This window comes from Micromonospora sp. NPDC049044 (assembly GCF_040649215.1).
GTDB lineage: Bacteria > Actinomycetota > Actinomycetes > Mycobacteriales > Micromonosporaceae > Micromonospora.
On sequence record NZ_JBEZFA010000032.1, the window covers coordinates 47590 to 62294 of the forward strand.

The 14705-nt window shown below is 71.8% G+C and carries 14 protein-coding genes; 10 read left to right on the forward strand and 4 right to left on the reverse strand.

From position 1 onward, the window contains the following. Positions 1-41 precede the first annotated feature (41 nt). Entirely contained in the window at positions 42-1337 is a 1296-nt protein-coding gene (locus AB0B85_RS24235; RefSeq protein ID WP_357410939.1) for a DUF2314 domain-containing protein, read from the forward strand. A gap of 156 nt (positions 1338-1493) precedes the next feature. Here the strand turns inward: AB0B85_RS24235 and gcvT are convergent, their stop codons facing one another. Beyond that, a complete protein-coding gene (gene gcvT / locus AB0B85_RS24240) occupies positions 1494-2624 on the reverse strand; it encodes a glycine cleavage system aminomethyltransferase GcvT (RefSeq protein ID WP_357410941.1) in 1131 nt (376 codons plus the stop codon). Positions 2625-2786: 162 nt separating this feature from the next. Here gcvT and AB0B85_RS24245 point away from each other — a divergent pair, with 162 nt between their 5' ends. Next, a complete protein-coding gene (locus AB0B85_RS24245; RefSeq protein ID WP_357410943.1) occupies positions 2787-4361 on the forward strand; it encodes a leucyl aminopeptidase in 1575 nt (524 codons plus the stop codon). A gap of 50 nt (positions 4362-4411) precedes the next feature. On the opposite strand, the gene AB0B85_RS24250 is transcribed toward AB0B85_RS24245, so the two are convergent. Beyond that, complete coding sequence (locus tag AB0B85_RS24250) at positions 4412-4741, reverse strand: hypothetical protein (protein ID WP_357410946.1); 330 nt, start codon at positions 4739-4741, stop codon at positions 4412-4414. A 179-nt stretch (positions 4742-4920) separates the two neighbouring features. Between AB0B85_RS24250 and lpdA the strand changes: the two genes are divergently transcribed. Beyond that, positions 4921-6312, forward strand: coding sequence for a dihydrolipoyl dehydrogenase (lpdA, locus tag AB0B85_RS24255; RefSeq protein WP_357410948.1), 1392 nt, complete (start codon positions 4921-4923; stop codon positions 6310-6312). Between the two features lie 65 nt (positions 6313-6377). Further along, a complete protein-coding gene (sucB, locus tag AB0B85_RS24260; protein WP_357410950.1) occupies positions 6378-8219 on the forward strand; it encodes a 2-oxoglutarate dehydrogenase, E2 component, dihydrolipoamide succinyltransferase in 1842 nt (613 codons plus the stop codon). A 64-nt stretch (positions 8220-8283) separates the two neighbouring features. On the opposite strand, the gene AB0B85_RS24265 is transcribed toward sucB, so the two are convergent. Further along, positions 8284-9219 (reverse strand): SDR family NAD(P)-dependent oxidoreductase, encoded by a 936-nt coding sequence (locus AB0B85_RS24265; protein WP_357410952.1) that lies wholly within the window; start codon positions 9217-9219, stop codon positions 8284-8286. A 212-nt stretch (positions 9220-9431) separates the two neighbouring features. On the opposite strand from AB0B85_RS24265, the gene AB0B85_RS24270 reads away from it, so the two are divergent. Then, positions 9432-10769, forward strand: coding sequence for a low temperature requirement protein A (locus AB0B85_RS24270; protein WP_357410954.1), 1338 nt, complete (start codon positions 9432-9434; stop codon positions 10767-10769). 95 nt (positions 10770-10864) lie between these two features. After that, entirely contained in the window at positions 10865-11368 is a 504-nt protein-coding gene (locus AB0B85_RS24275; protein WP_357410956.1) for a hemerythrin domain-containing protein, read from the forward strand. On the opposite strand, the gene AB0B85_RS24280 is transcribed toward AB0B85_RS24275, so the two are convergent. Then, entirely contained in the window at positions 11358-11771 is a 414-nt protein-coding gene (locus tag AB0B85_RS24280; RefSeq protein ID WP_357410958.1) for a MerR family transcriptional regulator, read from the reverse strand. The genes AB0B85_RS24275 and AB0B85_RS24280 overlap by 11 nt on opposite strands. A gap of 56 nt (positions 11772-11827) precedes the next feature. On the opposite strand from AB0B85_RS24280, the gene AB0B85_RS24285 reads away from it, so the two are divergent. The 4 genes from AB0B85_RS24285 (at position 11828) to AB0B85_RS24300 (ending at position 14656) form a co-directional block, all read left to right on the forward strand. Next, positions 11828-12826, forward strand: a complete 999-nt coding sequence (locus AB0B85_RS24285; protein WP_357410960.1) for an aldo/keto reductase — start codon at positions 11828-11830, stop codon at positions 12824-12826. 130 nt (positions 12827-12956) lie between these two features. Further along, positions 12957-13319, forward strand: a complete 363-nt coding sequence (locus AB0B85_RS24290) for a DUF6086 family protein (RefSeq protein WP_357410962.1) — start codon at positions 12957-12959, stop codon at positions 13317-13319. Between the two features lie 28 nt (positions 13320-13347). Further along, entirely contained in the window at positions 13348-13587 is a 240-nt protein-coding gene (locus AB0B85_RS24295) for a hypothetical protein (RefSeq protein WP_357410964.1), read from the forward strand. A 163-nt stretch (positions 13588-13750) separates the two neighbouring features. Further along, complete coding sequence (locus AB0B85_RS24300) at positions 13751-14656, forward strand: TIGR01777 family oxidoreductase (protein WP_357410966.1); 906 nt, start codon at positions 13751-13753, stop codon at positions 14654-14656. Positions 14657-14705: the final 49 nt, after the last annotated feature.

Sequence of the window (14705 nt, forward strand, 5' to 3'; positions counted from 1 at the left end):
TTCGGCTCGACAGCACCGGCACGGCCACCGGGGGAACCCACATGCTCATCACGGACGACTTCCTGCCCGTACCGGTGCCGGAGTCGCTAAGCGCGACCTACCTGGTGCCCATGGCCGGGCTGCCGAAGGTCAGCGCGAAGACCGCGGTGGCGGCGCTGAGCGGCCGGCTGGCCGAGCCGGTGCACGGGCTGGCCCGGCAGATGCTGGACAGCCCGCTGATGAGCGTCGACACCCGACCGATCGCCGATTTCCCCGCGCTGCCGCCGGATCTGCTCAGCGCGTTCGGCGCCACCGAGGAGCAGCTGGCCCGGCTGGCCGCGGCGACCCATCTGGTGGTCGTGCAGGCCGAGTACCGGCCCGGTTGGCCGCCCGCGCACGAGTGGGCGGCCCGCGCGGTCGCGGCGGCCGTGGCGGAGTCCGTCGACGGCGACGTGGTGGACGTCTTCGGTCTGCAGTTCCTCGACCCGGCGACCGCGCTGCGCTCGCTCCCCGACGAGCAGGGCCGTATCCGACTTGTCGACTGGGTGCTGGTGCCGTATTCGTCAGACACCGAAGGGCTGTGGTTCACCACCAAGGGGCTGCGCCGCTTCGGGCTGCTCGAGTTGCAGACCCAGGGGGTGCCCGACCACCTCACCCGCGCCTGGGGTGCGGTGATGACCGGGGCGGCCCGTCGGTTGCTGCGGGACTGGACCGACGGGCTCACCGGCGAGGAGGTGCCGGCGTTCGTGCAGCTGCCGGTGCTGGCCACTGTCACCGGGCACGACATCGCTGTGGCGTACGGCAATCCGGAGCAGCACGGCGCGACGGCCCCGGTGCTGCTGCGGCTGGAACTGGACCCGGCGACCGACCCGGAGGCCGACTCGTTCCTGAGCCTGCGCCCGCCGGCCGGGCACCCGGGGCCGGACGGGCGCTACTTCGCCGCCGCCTGCGCCACCCTGTTCTCCGGGATCCAGCCGGACGTGCGCTACGCCCGTTCGGGTGACGCGATGAGCCATGCGGTGGCCACCGCACGGGCGGCGCTGGGCGACGCGCGAGCCCGGTTCGTGGCCGGTGAGTTGCCCAGCGAGGCGCAGTTGGTGGTCAAGTACGGCCTGCCCGGCGACGACGGCCCGGAGTATGTCTGGGCGGGCGTGACCTCGTGGGAGACCCCGGAGCGGATCGTCGGCGTGAGCGCCAGCGACGCCAACACCGACCAGAGCGTCCGCATCGGCGCCCCGGTGGTCGTCGAGACGTCCGACGTTGTCGACTGGGCCGTCCTGGACGGGACAGGCGTCATCGAAGGCGGCTGGACCCAAGCAGTCCTGGACTCCGGCGAACCCCCCACCCCAACCCCCTAACCCACCCCACCCCCTCTCCCACCCCGCCCCCTCTCCCGTTGATCATGAAGTCATTGCCAGGACACGCCGATGGCGGTGGCAATAACTTCATGATCAACCGGGGAGGGCGGGGCCGGGGTGGGGCGGGGCCGGGGGTGGGGGTGGGGTGGGGTGGGGTTAGCGGACGCTGGGGGTTACGAAGGGGGGTTTGGTCAGGGTCAGGGGGGCGCGGCGGCCGCGGATGTCGATCTCGACCTGGTCGCCGTCGGACAGGTTGGCGTCGGTGTCCAGCAGGGCCAGTGCGATGCCCTGCTTGCGGGTGGGCGAGAAGGTGCCGCTGGTTACGGTGCCGACCTGGGTGTCGCCCACGTGCAGGGTCATCCCGGGGCGCGGGATGGCCCGGTCGACGGCGACCAGGCCGCGGAGCGTACGCCGGGGACCGGCGGCCTTCTCGGCGAGCAGCGCGGCGCGGCCCCAGAAGGCCGGCTTGTCCCAGCCGACGGCCCAGCCCGAGCGGGCCTGCACCGGGGTGATGTCCACCGAGAGGTCCTGCCCGTGCAGCGGGTACCCCATCTCGGTGCGCAGCGTGTCCCGGGCGGCCAGCCCGCAGGCCCGCAGCTCGAACGCCTCCCCCGCGGCGAACAGCGCGTCCCAGACGGTCACCGCGTCCTCCGCAGCGACCACCAGCTCGTAGCCCAGCTCGCCCGTGTAGCCGGTGCGGCAGACGGTGAGCTCCACCCCGGCCAGCCGCGCCGCGGAGAAGCTCATGTAGTCGTGCTCGGTGGGCAGGTCGAGGGCGGCCAGCAGCTCGGCCGAGCGAGGGCCCTGTACGGCCAGCACGGCGTACCCCTGGTGCTCGTCGGTGACGCTCACCTGCGCGGGCGCGGCGGCGCGCAACCGGCGCACCACCTCGGCGGTGTTCGCCGCGTTAGGGATGAGGAACACGTGGTCCTCGGCGTACAGGTAGGCGATGATGTCGTCCACCACGCCACCGGTGGCGTCGTCGCAGCAGAGCGTGTACTGCGCCCGGCCGGGACCGATCCGGCCCAGGTCGTTGCTGAGGCAGGAGTTGACGAAGTCGGCAGCGCCGGGACCACTCACCCGGGCCTTGCCGAGGTGCGACACGTCGAAGACCCCGACCGCGGTACGCACCGCGGTGTGCTCCTTGAGCACTCCGCCGCCGGCGTACTCAAGCGGCATCTCCCAGCCCCCGAAGGGGGCGAACTTGGCGCCGGCGGCGAGGTGTCGCTCGTGCAGCGGGGAACGGCGCAGCCGGGTCGCGGCGGCGTCGAAGGTCACGTCGGTCATGGGTGGCAACTTACCGGGGGCGAGCTCGCTGGTTAGCATCGGCGGGAGCCCGCTGGCACTGTCGGCGGGACAGCCATGACGTTCGGCGGGTACGTTCCGCCGGAGACCTTCACCGCTGGTACGCGACGCCGCGACCGGCCCGGCCCGCCCGGAGTAGCTTCAGTGACATCACCCCGCACCACCAACCTGAGCCTGGTCGACACCGACCCGGCCGAGCTCGCCGTCGACGCGATCGTGATCGGCGTGCACAGCCAGACCGGAGAGCAGGGCGCCACCAGCGGCCTCGCCGGCACCCTGCTGCTCGCCAGCGGCGCGGAGAGCATCGCCGCCGCGTTCGACGGAAAGCTGACCGAGACGCTGGCGCTGCTCGGCGCGACCGGTGGGCCGGGTGAGATCATCAAGCTGGCCACGCTGGGCACCGTGACCGCCCCGCTGGTCGCCGCGGTGGGGCTCGGCCCGGAGCCGTCGGGTGCCGCTCCGGCCCCGGAGACGCTGCGTCGGGCCGCCGGTGCGGCGATCCGGGCGCTGGCGGGAGCGCCCCGGGTGGCGCTGGCCATGCCGCTGCCGGACGACACGGACGCCTCGGCCGAGCTGCGCGCGGTCGCCGAGGGCGCGTTGCTCGGTGGGTACCGGTTCGCCGGTTACCGGACCCGCCCGCAGCCGACCCGGCGGGAGCCGGTGACCGAGGTGCTGATCGCGGTGCCGGACGCGGGCGACGCGGGCGCGCAGGCGGAGGTCACCCGGGCGCAGGTGGTGGCGGGTGCGGTCCGGCTCACCCGGGACTGGGTGAACACCGCGCCGAACAAGCTGCGTCCGCCGTCGTTCGCCGACGCGGTCGCCGCTGCCGCCCGGGACGCGGGCCTCGGCGTCGAGGTGCTGGACGAGGCGGAGCTGGCCGCCGGCGGTTACGGGGGCATCGTCGCTGTCGGTCAGGGCTCGGAGGCTCCGCCCCGGCTGGTGAAGCTCACCTACACGCCGTCGGACGGCGGTAACGGCAAGCGGGTCGCGCTTGTCGGTAAGGGGATCACCTTCGACACCGGCGGCATCTCGATCAAGCCGGCGCAGGGCATGTGGGAGATGAAGTCCGACATGGGCGGCGCGGCCGCGGTGGGCGCGGCAATGCTCGCGATCGCCGCGCTGAAGCCGGCGGTGGCGGTCAGCGCCTACCTGCCGATGGCGGAGAACATGCCCTCGGGCACCAGTTACCGGCCGGGTGACGTGATCACCATGTACAACGGCAAGCGGGTCGAGGTGCTCAACACCGACGCCGAGGGCCGGATGATCCTGGGCGACGCCATGGCCCGCGCCTGCGCGGACGGCACCGACTACCTGTTCGAGACCTCCACCCTGACCGGCGGCCAGGTGGTCGCGCTGGGTAAGCGGGTGGCGGGCGTGATGGGCACTCCGGAGCTGTGCCAGCGGGTCCAGGTGGCCGGCGACGCGGTCGGCGAGCCGGCCTGGCCGATGCCGTTGCCCGACGACGTGCGCAAGGGCATGGAGTCCGACGTGGCGGACATCTCGCAGGTGAACGCCGGGATGGACCGGGCCGGTCACATGTTGCAGGGCGGAGTTTTCCTGCGGGAGTTCGTGACCGACGACGTGGCCTGGGCGCACATCGACATCGCCGGGCCGAGCTACCACTCGGGTGAGCCGACCGGCTACTGGACCAAGGGCGGCACCGGTGTCCCGGTCCGCACGCTCGTGCAGCTCGTCGAGGATGTCGCGAGCAACGGCTGAGAGACACGGAAGGGCCCCTTGTCAACGCTGCGTCGACAAGGGGCCCTTCGCTACATCTGCTCGGGGCGGCGTTTACGCCGCTCGTTGAAGTCGCGCATGCGCTGCGGGTAGCCCATCAGGCGGACGTCGTACACCGGGATGCCCATCCGGTACGCGAAGCGCCGCGCGCCGTCCGGGCCGTCGATGCGGCGTCGGGTCCACTCGCCGTCGTCGGCGATCAGGATGACGGTGGTCTCCGTCACCGTCGTCCGGGGTTCGATGAACGCCTCCACGCCGCGCCGGCTCCGGATGAAATTCTCCAGATGGTCCAGGTCGCCACGATCGGCGGCACGGTCACGGCTCGGCACAGCCGTCTGTCTACGGCGCCGGAACAACCCCACCGGTTCTCTCCCCCAACGGTGCGTCATCGACAACGGTGCCAAGGGTACGTGTCGATGACGTGTCGTTGGGCACCTCAGTACGCACCCTGTGCCCGGTGGTGACAAGATGACCGAGGTGGGGTGTGTCCGTGTTACCACCCCGTGACCCCCGATGCAGCGACGCGACCTGGGAGTTGGACGTGAGCGAGCCGAACGAAGCGACCTTCGACATTGTCATCCTCGGAGCTGGCAGCGGCGGTTACGCGGCGGCGCTGCGCGCCGCTCAGCTGGACCTGAAGGTCGCGCTGATCGAGAAGGGCAAGCTCGGCGGGACCTGCCTGCACAACGGCTGCATCCCGACCAAGGCGCTGCTGCACGCCGCCGAGATCGCCGACCAGACCCGCGAGTCGGAGCAGTTCGGCGTGAAGACCGAGCTGCTCGGCATCGACATGGCCGGGGTCAACTCGTACAAGGACGGTGTGATCGCCCGCCTGTACAAGGGCCTGCAGGGCATGTTGAGGACCAACAAGGCGATCACCATCGTCGAGGGCAACGGCAAGCTCGTCGGCAAGAACGTGGTCGAGGTGGACGGCAAGCGCTACACCGGCCGCAATCTGATTCTGGCCTCCGGGTCGTACGCGAAGAGCCTGCCCGGCCTGGATGTCGACGGTGAGCGGATCATCACGAGCGACCACGCGCTGACCATGGACCGGATCCCGTCGTCGGTGATCGTCCTGGGTGGCGGCGTGATCGGCGTCGAGTTCGCGAGCGTGTGGAAGTCCTTCGGCGTGGACGTGACGATCGTCGAGGCGCTGCCCCGGCTGGTCGCCGCCGAGGACGAGGAGTCGTCGAAGGCGCTGGAGCGGGCGTTCCGCAAGCGGAAGATCAACTTCAAGGTCGGCAAGCCGTTCGAGAAGGTCGAGAAGACCGAGAGCGGCGTCAAGCTGACGATCCAGGGCGGCGAGACCGTGGAGGCCGAGCTGCTGCTGGTCGCCGTCGGTCGCGGCCCGAACACCGCCAACCTCGGGTACGAGGAGCAGGGCGTCAAGATGGACCGCGGCTACGTGCTGACCGACGAGCGGCTGCGCACGAGCGTGCCGAACGTCTACGCGGTCGGCGACATCGTGCCCGGCCTCCAGCTCGCCCACCGGGGCTTCCAGCAGGGCATCTTCGTGGCCGAGGAGATCGCCGGGCAGAACCCGGCCGTGATCGACGAGGTCGGCATCCCGCGGGTCACCTACTGCGACCCGGAGCTGGCGTCGGTGGGTCTGACCGAGGCGAAGGCCAAGGAGCAGTACGGCGCCGACAAGGTCAAGGCGTACAACTACCCGCTCGGCGGCAACGGCAAGAGCCAGATCCTCAAGACCACCGGCTTCGTGAAGCTGGTCCGGGTCGAGGACGGCCCCGTCGTCGGCGTGCACATGGTCGGCGCCCGGGTGGGTGAGCTGATCGGTGAGGCGCAGCTCATCTACAACTGGGAGGCCTACCCGGCCGAGGTCGCCCAGCTCGTGCACGCCCACCCGACCCAGAACGAGGCCCTGGGCGAGGCGCACCTGGCCCTCGCCGGCAAGCCGCTGCACGCACACGCCTGACCATCCAACCGCGGCGTCCGGCGACGGGCGAAGATCCCACCAGGGGAATGAAGGAGTCTCAGAAAATGCCGGTATCGGTCACCATGCCCCGGCTCGGCGAGAGCGTCACCGAGGGCACCGTCACGCGCTGGCTCAAGCAGGAGGGCGACACTGTCGAGGTCGACGAGCCCCTGCTCGAGGTCTCGACCGACAAGGTCGACACCGAGATCCCGTCGCCCGCGGCGGGCGTGCTGAGCCGGATCGTGGTCGGCGAGGACGAGACCGCCGAGGTCGGCAGCGAGCTCGCCGTCATCGCCGGTGAGGGCGAGTCGACGGGTGGCGGCGAGGCCGCTCCGCAGGAGCAGGCCCCGGCCGAGGCGGTCGAGCCGGCCGCCGAGCCGACCGCCGCCGCCGAGGGCACCGCCGACCAGGTGGCGCAGGACGACGTGGCCGAGGACGCGCCGGCCCCGTCGGCGAGCGGTTCGGGCGAGGGCACCGCGGTCAAGATGCCGGCCCTGGGTGAGAGCGTCACCGAGGGTACTGTCACCCGCTGGCTCAAGCAGGTCGGCGAGACCATCGAGGTCGACGAGCCGCTGTTGGAGGTCTCCACCGACAAGGTGGACACCGAGATCCCGTCGCCGGTCGCCGGCACGGTCCTGGAGATCAAGGTCGCCGAGGACGAGACCGCAGCGGTCGGCGCCGACCTGGCGATCATCGGCGTCGCCGGCGGGGCCCCCGCACAGGCGAAGCCGGAGCCGAAGCCCGAGCCGAAGGCGGAGACCAAGCCCGAGCCGAAGGCGGAGACCAAGCCCGAGCCGAAGGTCGAGGAGCCGACGCCGGGCATGTCGTACAACGAGCCGGCCGCGGAGACCGAGAGTTCGGCGCAGCCGGCGAAGACCGAGCAGGCCGCCCAGCCGGCCGCGCCGACCTCGACGCCGCCGCGTCCGTCCGCCCCGGCGCAGGGTGGTGGCGAGGAGGCCGCCGGATACGTCACCCCGCTGGTACGCAAGCTGGCCGGTGAGCACGGCGTCGACCTGGCCACGCTCAACGGCACCGGCGTGGGTGGCCGGATCCGCAAGCAGGACGTCCTCGACGCGGCCGAGAAGGCGAAGGCCGCCAAGGCCGCTCCCGCCGCCGCGCAGCCGACCGCCGCGCCGTCGGCGGCCCCGGCCACGCCGGCCGCGAAGCCGCAGCCGAGCAGCAAGCGGGGCACCACCGAGAAGCTGCCGCGCATCCGGGCGACGATCGCCAAGCGGATGCAGCAGTCGCTGCAGGAGACGGCCCAGCTCACCACAGTGGTCGAGGTGGACGTCACCCGGGTCGCCAAGCTGCGGACGCGGGCGAAGGAGTCGTTCCAGGCCAAGCACGGCGTGAAGCTGTCCTTCCTGCCGTTCTTCGCGCTCGCCGCCGTCGAGGCGCTCCAGACGTACCCGATCATCCAGGCCAGCATGGACCTGGCGGGCGGCACGATCACCTACCCGGCGGCCGAGCACCTGGGCATCGCCGTGGACACCGAGCGCGGGTTGCTCGTGCCGGTCATCCACAACGCCGGTGAGCTGAACATGGGCGGCATCGCCAAGCGGATCGCCGACCTGGCCGAGCGCACCCGGGCCAACAAGATCACCCCGGATGAGATGGCCGGGGCGACCTTCACGCTCACCAACACGGGCAGCCGGGGCGCGCTCTTCGACACCCCGATCGTGCCGTCGCCGCAGTCGGCGATGCTCGGCACGGGTGCCGTGGTCAAGCGTCCGGTCGTGGTCAACGACCCGGAGCTGGGCGAGGTCGTCGCCATCCGGTCGATGGTCTACCTGGCCATGTCCTACGACCACCGGCTGATCGACGGCGCCGACGCGGCCCGCTTCCTGACCGCGGTCAAGGAGCGGCTGGAGGCCGGCAACTTCGAGTCGGAGCTGGGTCTGTCCTGATCCACTGCAACACCGATGGGGCGCCCCGGTCGTCGACCGGGGTGCCCCGTCGTCTGTACGTGCCTCAGCTCTTCAGCAGATCGGTGGAGACCTGCCAGAGCCGCTCGGCGGCCTCCGGGTCCAACGCGTAGTCGGCGACGCCCGTGCGCCCGCCGGGCTGGGCGGGGGCGGCCTGCTGGCAGTCCTCGAAGTAGCGCCCACCCACCTCGTCGAGCAGCGGTGACGCGGCGACCAGCACCGAGGTGGCGGCGCCCTGCTCGACTGTCTTCCAGGCCGCCGCGTTACCGGCGCGCATCCGATTCAGCTCCTCCTCGCTCACGTAACGCTGCAGGTTGGTCTGGATCGCGCCGGGCATCAGCGAGTTGGCGAAGATGCCGTCGTCGGACCAACGCCGGGTCGCTTCCACGGCGAACAGCACGTTCGCCGTCTTGGACTGCCCGTACGCCTGCCACGGGTCGTACTCGCGGTGGTCGTACTGGATGTCCTCGAAGACCACCGGCGAGCGCAGGTGGGCGGCGGAGCTGACCGAGGCGATCCGGGCCCCGCCGGCGGCCGCGAGTGCCGGGCGCAGCCCGGTGGCGAGCGCGAAGTGCCCCAGGTGGTTGGTGGCGAACTGCATCTCCCAGCCCTGCGGTGTCCGGCTCAGCGGCGCGGCCATGATGCCGGCGTTGTTCACCAGGATGTGCAGTGGGCCATCCCAGTTGGCGACGAAGTCGGCTACTGATCCCTGGTCGGCGAGGTCGAGCGGCGCGACCATGACCCGGTCGTTGCCGGTGGTGGCGGTGATGTCGTCGGCGGCCTGCTGGCCGGCGTCCGGGTTGCGAACGGCAAGGGTGACCTCCGCGCCGGCGCTGGCCAGGGCGCGGGCGGTCGCCACGCCGATGCCTGACGAACCGCCGGTGACGATCGCCCGCCGGCCGACGAGGTCCACGCCCCGGATCACGTCCATGGCAGTGGAGGTGTGGGCGAATGACGTGGTGATCGGGTTCTTCGTCGTCATGATCCATCCTTGTCCGGGGTGGGTCGGACCGGCCGGCCCGTCTGCCGGGGGCCGCTGGCGGCGATGATTCGGCGTCCGCGCCGCCACCGGCGCCGCGGACCGGATGAACGCCGGTCCAGGCGTTTTCCCGCCCCGGGCCGCAGGTAACGCTCGGCCGCGCCGCCATTGCCGTTCGGGCCTTCGACCAGGCCGGACGCTGCCAGAGTGGGACCGTGGGCAGCTACCGGCGGGGTGGGCGACTGGGTCCTGCCGTCCCGATCGCCCCCGGTGCCCGGGTGGACAAGTTCGAGGTCTTCTTCGACCTGGTCTTCGTCTTCTCGTTCTTCATCATCACCCGGGCGACCGCCGCGAACATCTCCAGCCGACAGCTGCTGCACGCCGCTCTGGTGCTGGCCGTGCTGTGGTGGATCTGGGTGGTGCACAGCCTGGTCGCCACCCGGGTCCGGCTCGGCGAGGGCTACGTACCGGTGCTCATGGTGATCGCCATGGTGGCCCTGTTCGCGTTCGCGTTGGCGCTGCCGCAGGCGTTCAGCGACCCGAAGGGGATCGCCGGCGGCCCGATGCTGGTGGCCATCAGTTACGTAGTGGTCCGGGCGGTCCACATGATCCTCTATCAGCACGTGGTGCGGGACAGCCCGCAGGAGCGCCGGCAGCTGCGCCGCTTCGCCCCGGAACTGGCGTTGAGCATCGTGCTGCTGCTGGCCGCCGCGCTGATCCCGCCGCGGATCACCGAACCGGACGAGGCCGCCCTGGTTCGCGACGGGCTGTGGATCGCCGTGGTGCTCGTGCAGTACGCCACCGGCTTCATCGTCGGCACCTGGGGCTGGGGGGTGACCAGCGCCGAGCACTGGACGGAGCGCTACGACCTCATTCTGATCATCGCGCTCGGCGAGTCCATCATCTCCACCGGGGTGGGCGGCAATCTGCTCGGCAAACCGGTGACCTGGCCGGCGGTGGCCGCCGCGGCGCTCGGCATCGTGATCACAGCAGCCCTCTGGTGGGCGCACTTCGACTTCGTCGGGCCGGCCGCCCGGATCGCCCTGCACGCCGCGGAGGGTGGCCCCCGGGTGGCCATGGCCCGCGACGCGTACGCGTACCTCTACCTGCCGATGATCGCCGGGGTGATCCTCTTCTCGATCGGCAACGAGGAGATCCTGCACAAGATCACCGACCCGGCCGGCGGGATCGCCGAGCGGATCGAGGGTCCGGCCGTGCCGATGCTGTTCGGCGGGTTGATCTGCTACTTCGCCGTCAACCTGCTGTTCCAGCTACGAACCCTGCACACCGTCACCTGGACCCGGGTCGGCGTCATCGTGGTGCTGACCGCCGCCCTGCCGGTCGGCCACCACCTGCCGGCGCTCGGCGCGCTCACCCTCGCGACGGTGATCTGCGTGGGGTTGGTGGCGGTCGAGGTGCTGGTGATGTCGGATTCCCGGCACGCGCTGCGGGCCGCGGTCTTCCAGGAGCGCACCACCCACGAGGCCCACGAGGCCGCCTGGCGGGCCCGCTGGCACGACGTCCGGGAGAGCGACGAGCCGACCACCCCGTGACCCCCCACCCGGGATAGACTCCGGCGCAGCGTCGCAGTGCACCCGGCCCGAAGGCCGCCGTGGGCATGGAGGCGCGGGGACAGCATGGGACGAACGTGCACCCGAGCAATTCACCGGCCGGCCGCCTCGCCGCCGTCGGCAATCAGATGATCGAGATCCACCTCTGGCTCAGCGCGGAACTGGCCCGCCTCCGGGCCACCCTCGACACCTCCGGCGACGTGCGAGCGTCCCGTGACCTGCGGGCGCACTGCCTGACCTTCTGCACCGCGCTCGGCCGGCACCACACCGGTGAGGACACCGGCGCGTTCGAACTGCTGGCCGAGCAGGTCCCCGAGCTGCGCCCGGTCATCGCGAACCTGATCACCGACCACGAGGTGGTGGCGGGGATCCTGGCGCGGGTCGAGGCGCTGCTCACCGACGACACGGCGGTGCCGCGCCCCGAGCTGCGCGCCGAGCTTGACGGGTTGGCCGCGCTGCTGGAGTCACACTTCCGCTACGAGGAGAAGCGGCTGGTAGGCGCACTGAACGCGCTCACCGGCCGGCCCGGGACGACCGAGGAACTCCTCGGCCTGACCGCGCCGGCACACCTCACCGGCTGACGGCTGGGCCGATCCCGGCGGGCTGTCCGGCCGCCGGCACCGGAGCGGGCAGCCGCTCGTAGAAGCGGATCTTCTCCCGCAGGTGGTCGTACTGGCGCTGGAGCAGGCGCATCTGCTCCTCCACCCGCACCGCGTGGTGGTGCAGCAGTTCGCGTCGCTCGGCGACGGTGTGCTCACCCTCCCGGGCCAACTGCGCGTAGCGGCGCATCTGCGCGATCGGCATCCCGGTGTCGCGCAGGCAGCGGAACAGCACCAGCCAGCCGAGGTCGTCATCGGTGAAGACCCGCTGCCCGCCCGCCGTCCGCTCCACGTCGGCGAGCAGGCCGATCTTCTCGTAGTACCGCAGGGTGTCCAGACTGAAGCCGCTGCGGCGGGCGGCCTCCGAGGGGGCGTAACCGCTCATGTCACAGGAGCCTAGTGCTTGACCTGGAGTGCGCTCCAGGTTGGAGGCTGGTGACCATGACGACGACACGGACGCTGGGACGCAGCGGCATCACGGTGAGCGCTATCGGAATGGGATGCTGGGCCATCGGCGGCCCGCTCTGGGGTGACGGCGGGCAGCCGTTCGGTTGGGGTGAGGTGGACGACGCCGAGTCGATCCGCACCATCCACCGGGCGCTCGATCTCGGGGTGACCCTGTTCGACACGGCAAGCAACTACGGCGCCGGGCACAGCGAACGGATCCTCGGTCAGGCCCTGGCCGGGCGGCGGGACAGCGTGGTCATCGCCACCAAGTTCGGCAACGTCAGCGAGGAGGCCACTCGGCGGGCGCTCGGCACCGACACCAGCCCGGCCTTCGCGGTACGCAGCCTGGAAGACTCGCTGCGCCGGCTCGGCACTGACCACGTCGACCTCTACCAACTGCACATCAACGCACTGCCGGTGCCCGCCGCGCTCGATCTGGTCGACACCCTGGAGGGCCTTGTCGACCAGGGCAAGATCCGGGCGTACGGCTGGAGCACCGACGATCCCGCCTCGGCGGAGGCGTTCGCGGCTGCCGGCCCGCACTGTGCAGCGATCCAGCACGACGAGTCGGTGCTGCGGGACAACGCCGCGGTGCTGGCGGTCTGCGACGCCCACGACCTCGCCAGCCTCAACCGTGGGCCGCTGGCGATGGGTCTGCTCACCGGGTCGACCCGGGCGGTCGGGGCGGACGACGTGCGCGGGCGGGCGCCGGAATGGCTGGAGTGGTTCACCGACGGCCGGCCGACGCCACGCTGGGTGACCCGCGTGGAGCAGGTCCGCGCGGCGCTCACCGCCGACGGGCGGACCCTGGCGCAGGGCGCGTTGGGTTGGCTGCTGGCGCGCAGCCCGCGTACGGTGCCGATCCCCGGGCTGCGCACCGTGGCGCAGGCCGACGAGAACCTGGCCACCCTGGCCCTCGGGCCGCTCGACGCCGAGGCGTACGCCGAGGTGGAGCGACTGCTCGCCGACCTGCGTCCGGCCCACGCGGCCTGACCACCGGTCCACGGCCCCGGGCGGCGTCGGCGGACGCTGGGCCCACCCGGTGGGACAGCGCCAGCGATCACGCACTTGTAGCGTGGCATCCGTCGACGCCGCCACGTCCAGCTGAGGATGGAGTCGCCCGGTGAGCTATCCGTTCCAGACCGCCGACACGCCAGTGTGGGATCCGGCGCTCCGGGTCGGCGAGGTCTACCTCGGCCAGGCCCGGTCGGTGGCGGAGGTCGTGGGGGCGCCGTCAGGTCTGACGCCCTTGCGCAACGGCAGCTGCGATCTCGACCCGGCGACGTTCGCGACCTTCGTGGACCACCTTCTCCGGTTCTACAACGGGGGCCGTCACCCCACCCTCTCGCAGTTGCTGCGCGGGGTCCTCCTGGTCTCCCTGGTGTTGCTGGACCGTGCCGGTGGGTCCCCTCCGCCGGCCGGCGGCGAGGTGCTGGACGCCCTGCTCGCCGAGGCCGCCACGCTGGCGCCCACCATGCCTGTCTAGCGATGGCGCGAGTCCGGGGAAGGCAGATGTGAACGACTCCCAGAAGATCGCCTGTACGGCGTGCGGGCAGGACTGGCAGACCTGGTACCGGGTTCGGGGTGGCGGGCGGATGTTTCTGCTGTGCCCGGAGTGCGACTCGGTCTGGCTACCCGGCGACGACCGCACCGGACCCCCGACGCATCATCTCGGCGCGCTGTTCGGCCCGCAGCCGAAGTTCTTCAACCCCTGGGCCCTGATCGAGGAGTGCACGCCGCCGCCCGCCGGCTGACGCGTCACCGGTGGGCGCCGACCCTTCGCGGACCGCCGCGGGTGCCGCCGACGACACGCCGAGCGGGGTGGGACGTCGCGCAAGGGGGGTGAGCGGCCGGCGCAGCGCGTCGGTGCGCGGGCTCGACGCAGCCAACCTGCCGTCCGTACCCGAAGATATGAGCATGCGGATCCTTCTGGCCGGCGCGTCCGGCTTCCTCGGCACCCGGCTGGCCGACCGGCTCGCGGCGGACGGACACCAGATCACCCGGCTGGTCCGCCGGCCGCCGCGCACCCCCGACGAACGGCAGTGGGACCCGACCGCCGGGCAGCTCGACCCGAACGTGGTCGCCGAGGCCGACGCGGTGGTGAACCTGGCCGGCGCGGGCGTGGGCGACAAGCGCTGGAACGACGACTACCGGCGCTTGATCCGGACCAGCCGGGTGGACAGCACCACCACGCTGGCGACCACCATCGCCGGGCTCTCCGCCGCCGACCGGCCCCGGGTGTTGCTCAACTCCTCGGCCGTGGGCTGGTACGGCAACACCGGCGACCGGGCGGTCGAGGAGGACGCGCCGGCCGGGGACGGCTTCCTGGCCGACGTCTGCCGGGTGTGGGAGGCCGCGACCCGGCCGGCCGAGGACGCCGGGGTACGCGTGGTGCGGCTGCGCACCGGTCTGCCACTGGACCGCCACGGCGGGCTGCTCAAGCCGCAGCTACTCCCCTTCAAGCTCGGCATCGCCGGCCGGTTGGGCAGCGGCCGGCAGTGGCTGCCGTGGATCTCGATGGTCGACTGGCTGGACGCGACGGTCTTCCTGCTGGACCACGACGAGATCGCCGGTCCGGTAAACGTGGTGGGGCCGCACCCGGTGACCAACGCCGAGTTCACCCGCGAGCTGGCCCGCCAGCTGCACCGTCCGGCGATCATCCCGATCCCCGCGCTGGCGCTCAAGGTGGCCCTCGGTGGCTTCTCCCACGAGGCCCTCACCAGCACCCGTGTCCTCCCCGGCGTCCTCGCCAGAGCCGCCTACCCCTACCGGCACCCCACCCTCCCCAAGGCCCTGACCGCAGCCCTGAACCCCACACCATGAGACCCCGTCGATCATGAAGTTATTGCCACTCGCCTCGGCGTGTCGTGGC

Excerpts from the sequence above, each read along its gene's own strand:
- AB0B85_RS24235 (WP_357410939.1), top strand. The coding sequence starts at position 42 with ATGCTCATCACGGACGACTTCCTGCCCGTACCGGTGCCGGAGTCGCTA.
- gcvT (WP_357410941.1), bottom strand. The coding sequence starts at position 2,624 with ATGACCGACGTGACCTTCGACGCCGCCGCGACCCGGCTGCGCCGTTCC.
- sucB (WP_357410950.1), top strand. The coding sequence starts at position 6,378 with ATGCCGGTATCGGTCACCATGCCCCGGCTCGGCGAGAGCGTCACCGAG.
- AB0B85_RS24265 (WP_357410952.1), bottom strand. The coding sequence starts at position 9,219 with ATGACGACGAAGAACCCGATCACCACGTCATTCGCCCACACCTCCACT.
- AB0B85_RS24280 (WP_357410958.1), bottom strand. The coding sequence starts at position 11,771 with ATGAGCGGTTACGCCCCCTCGGAGGCCGCCCGCCGCAGCGGCTTCAGT.
- AB0B85_RS24285 (WP_357410960.1), top strand. The coding sequence starts at position 11,828 with ATGACGACGACACGGACGCTGGGACGCAGCGGCATCACGGTGAGCGCT.
- AB0B85_RS24300 (WP_357410966.1), top strand. The coding sequence starts at position 13,751 with ATGCGGATCCTTCTGGCCGGCGCGTCCGGCTTCCTCGGCACCCGGCTG.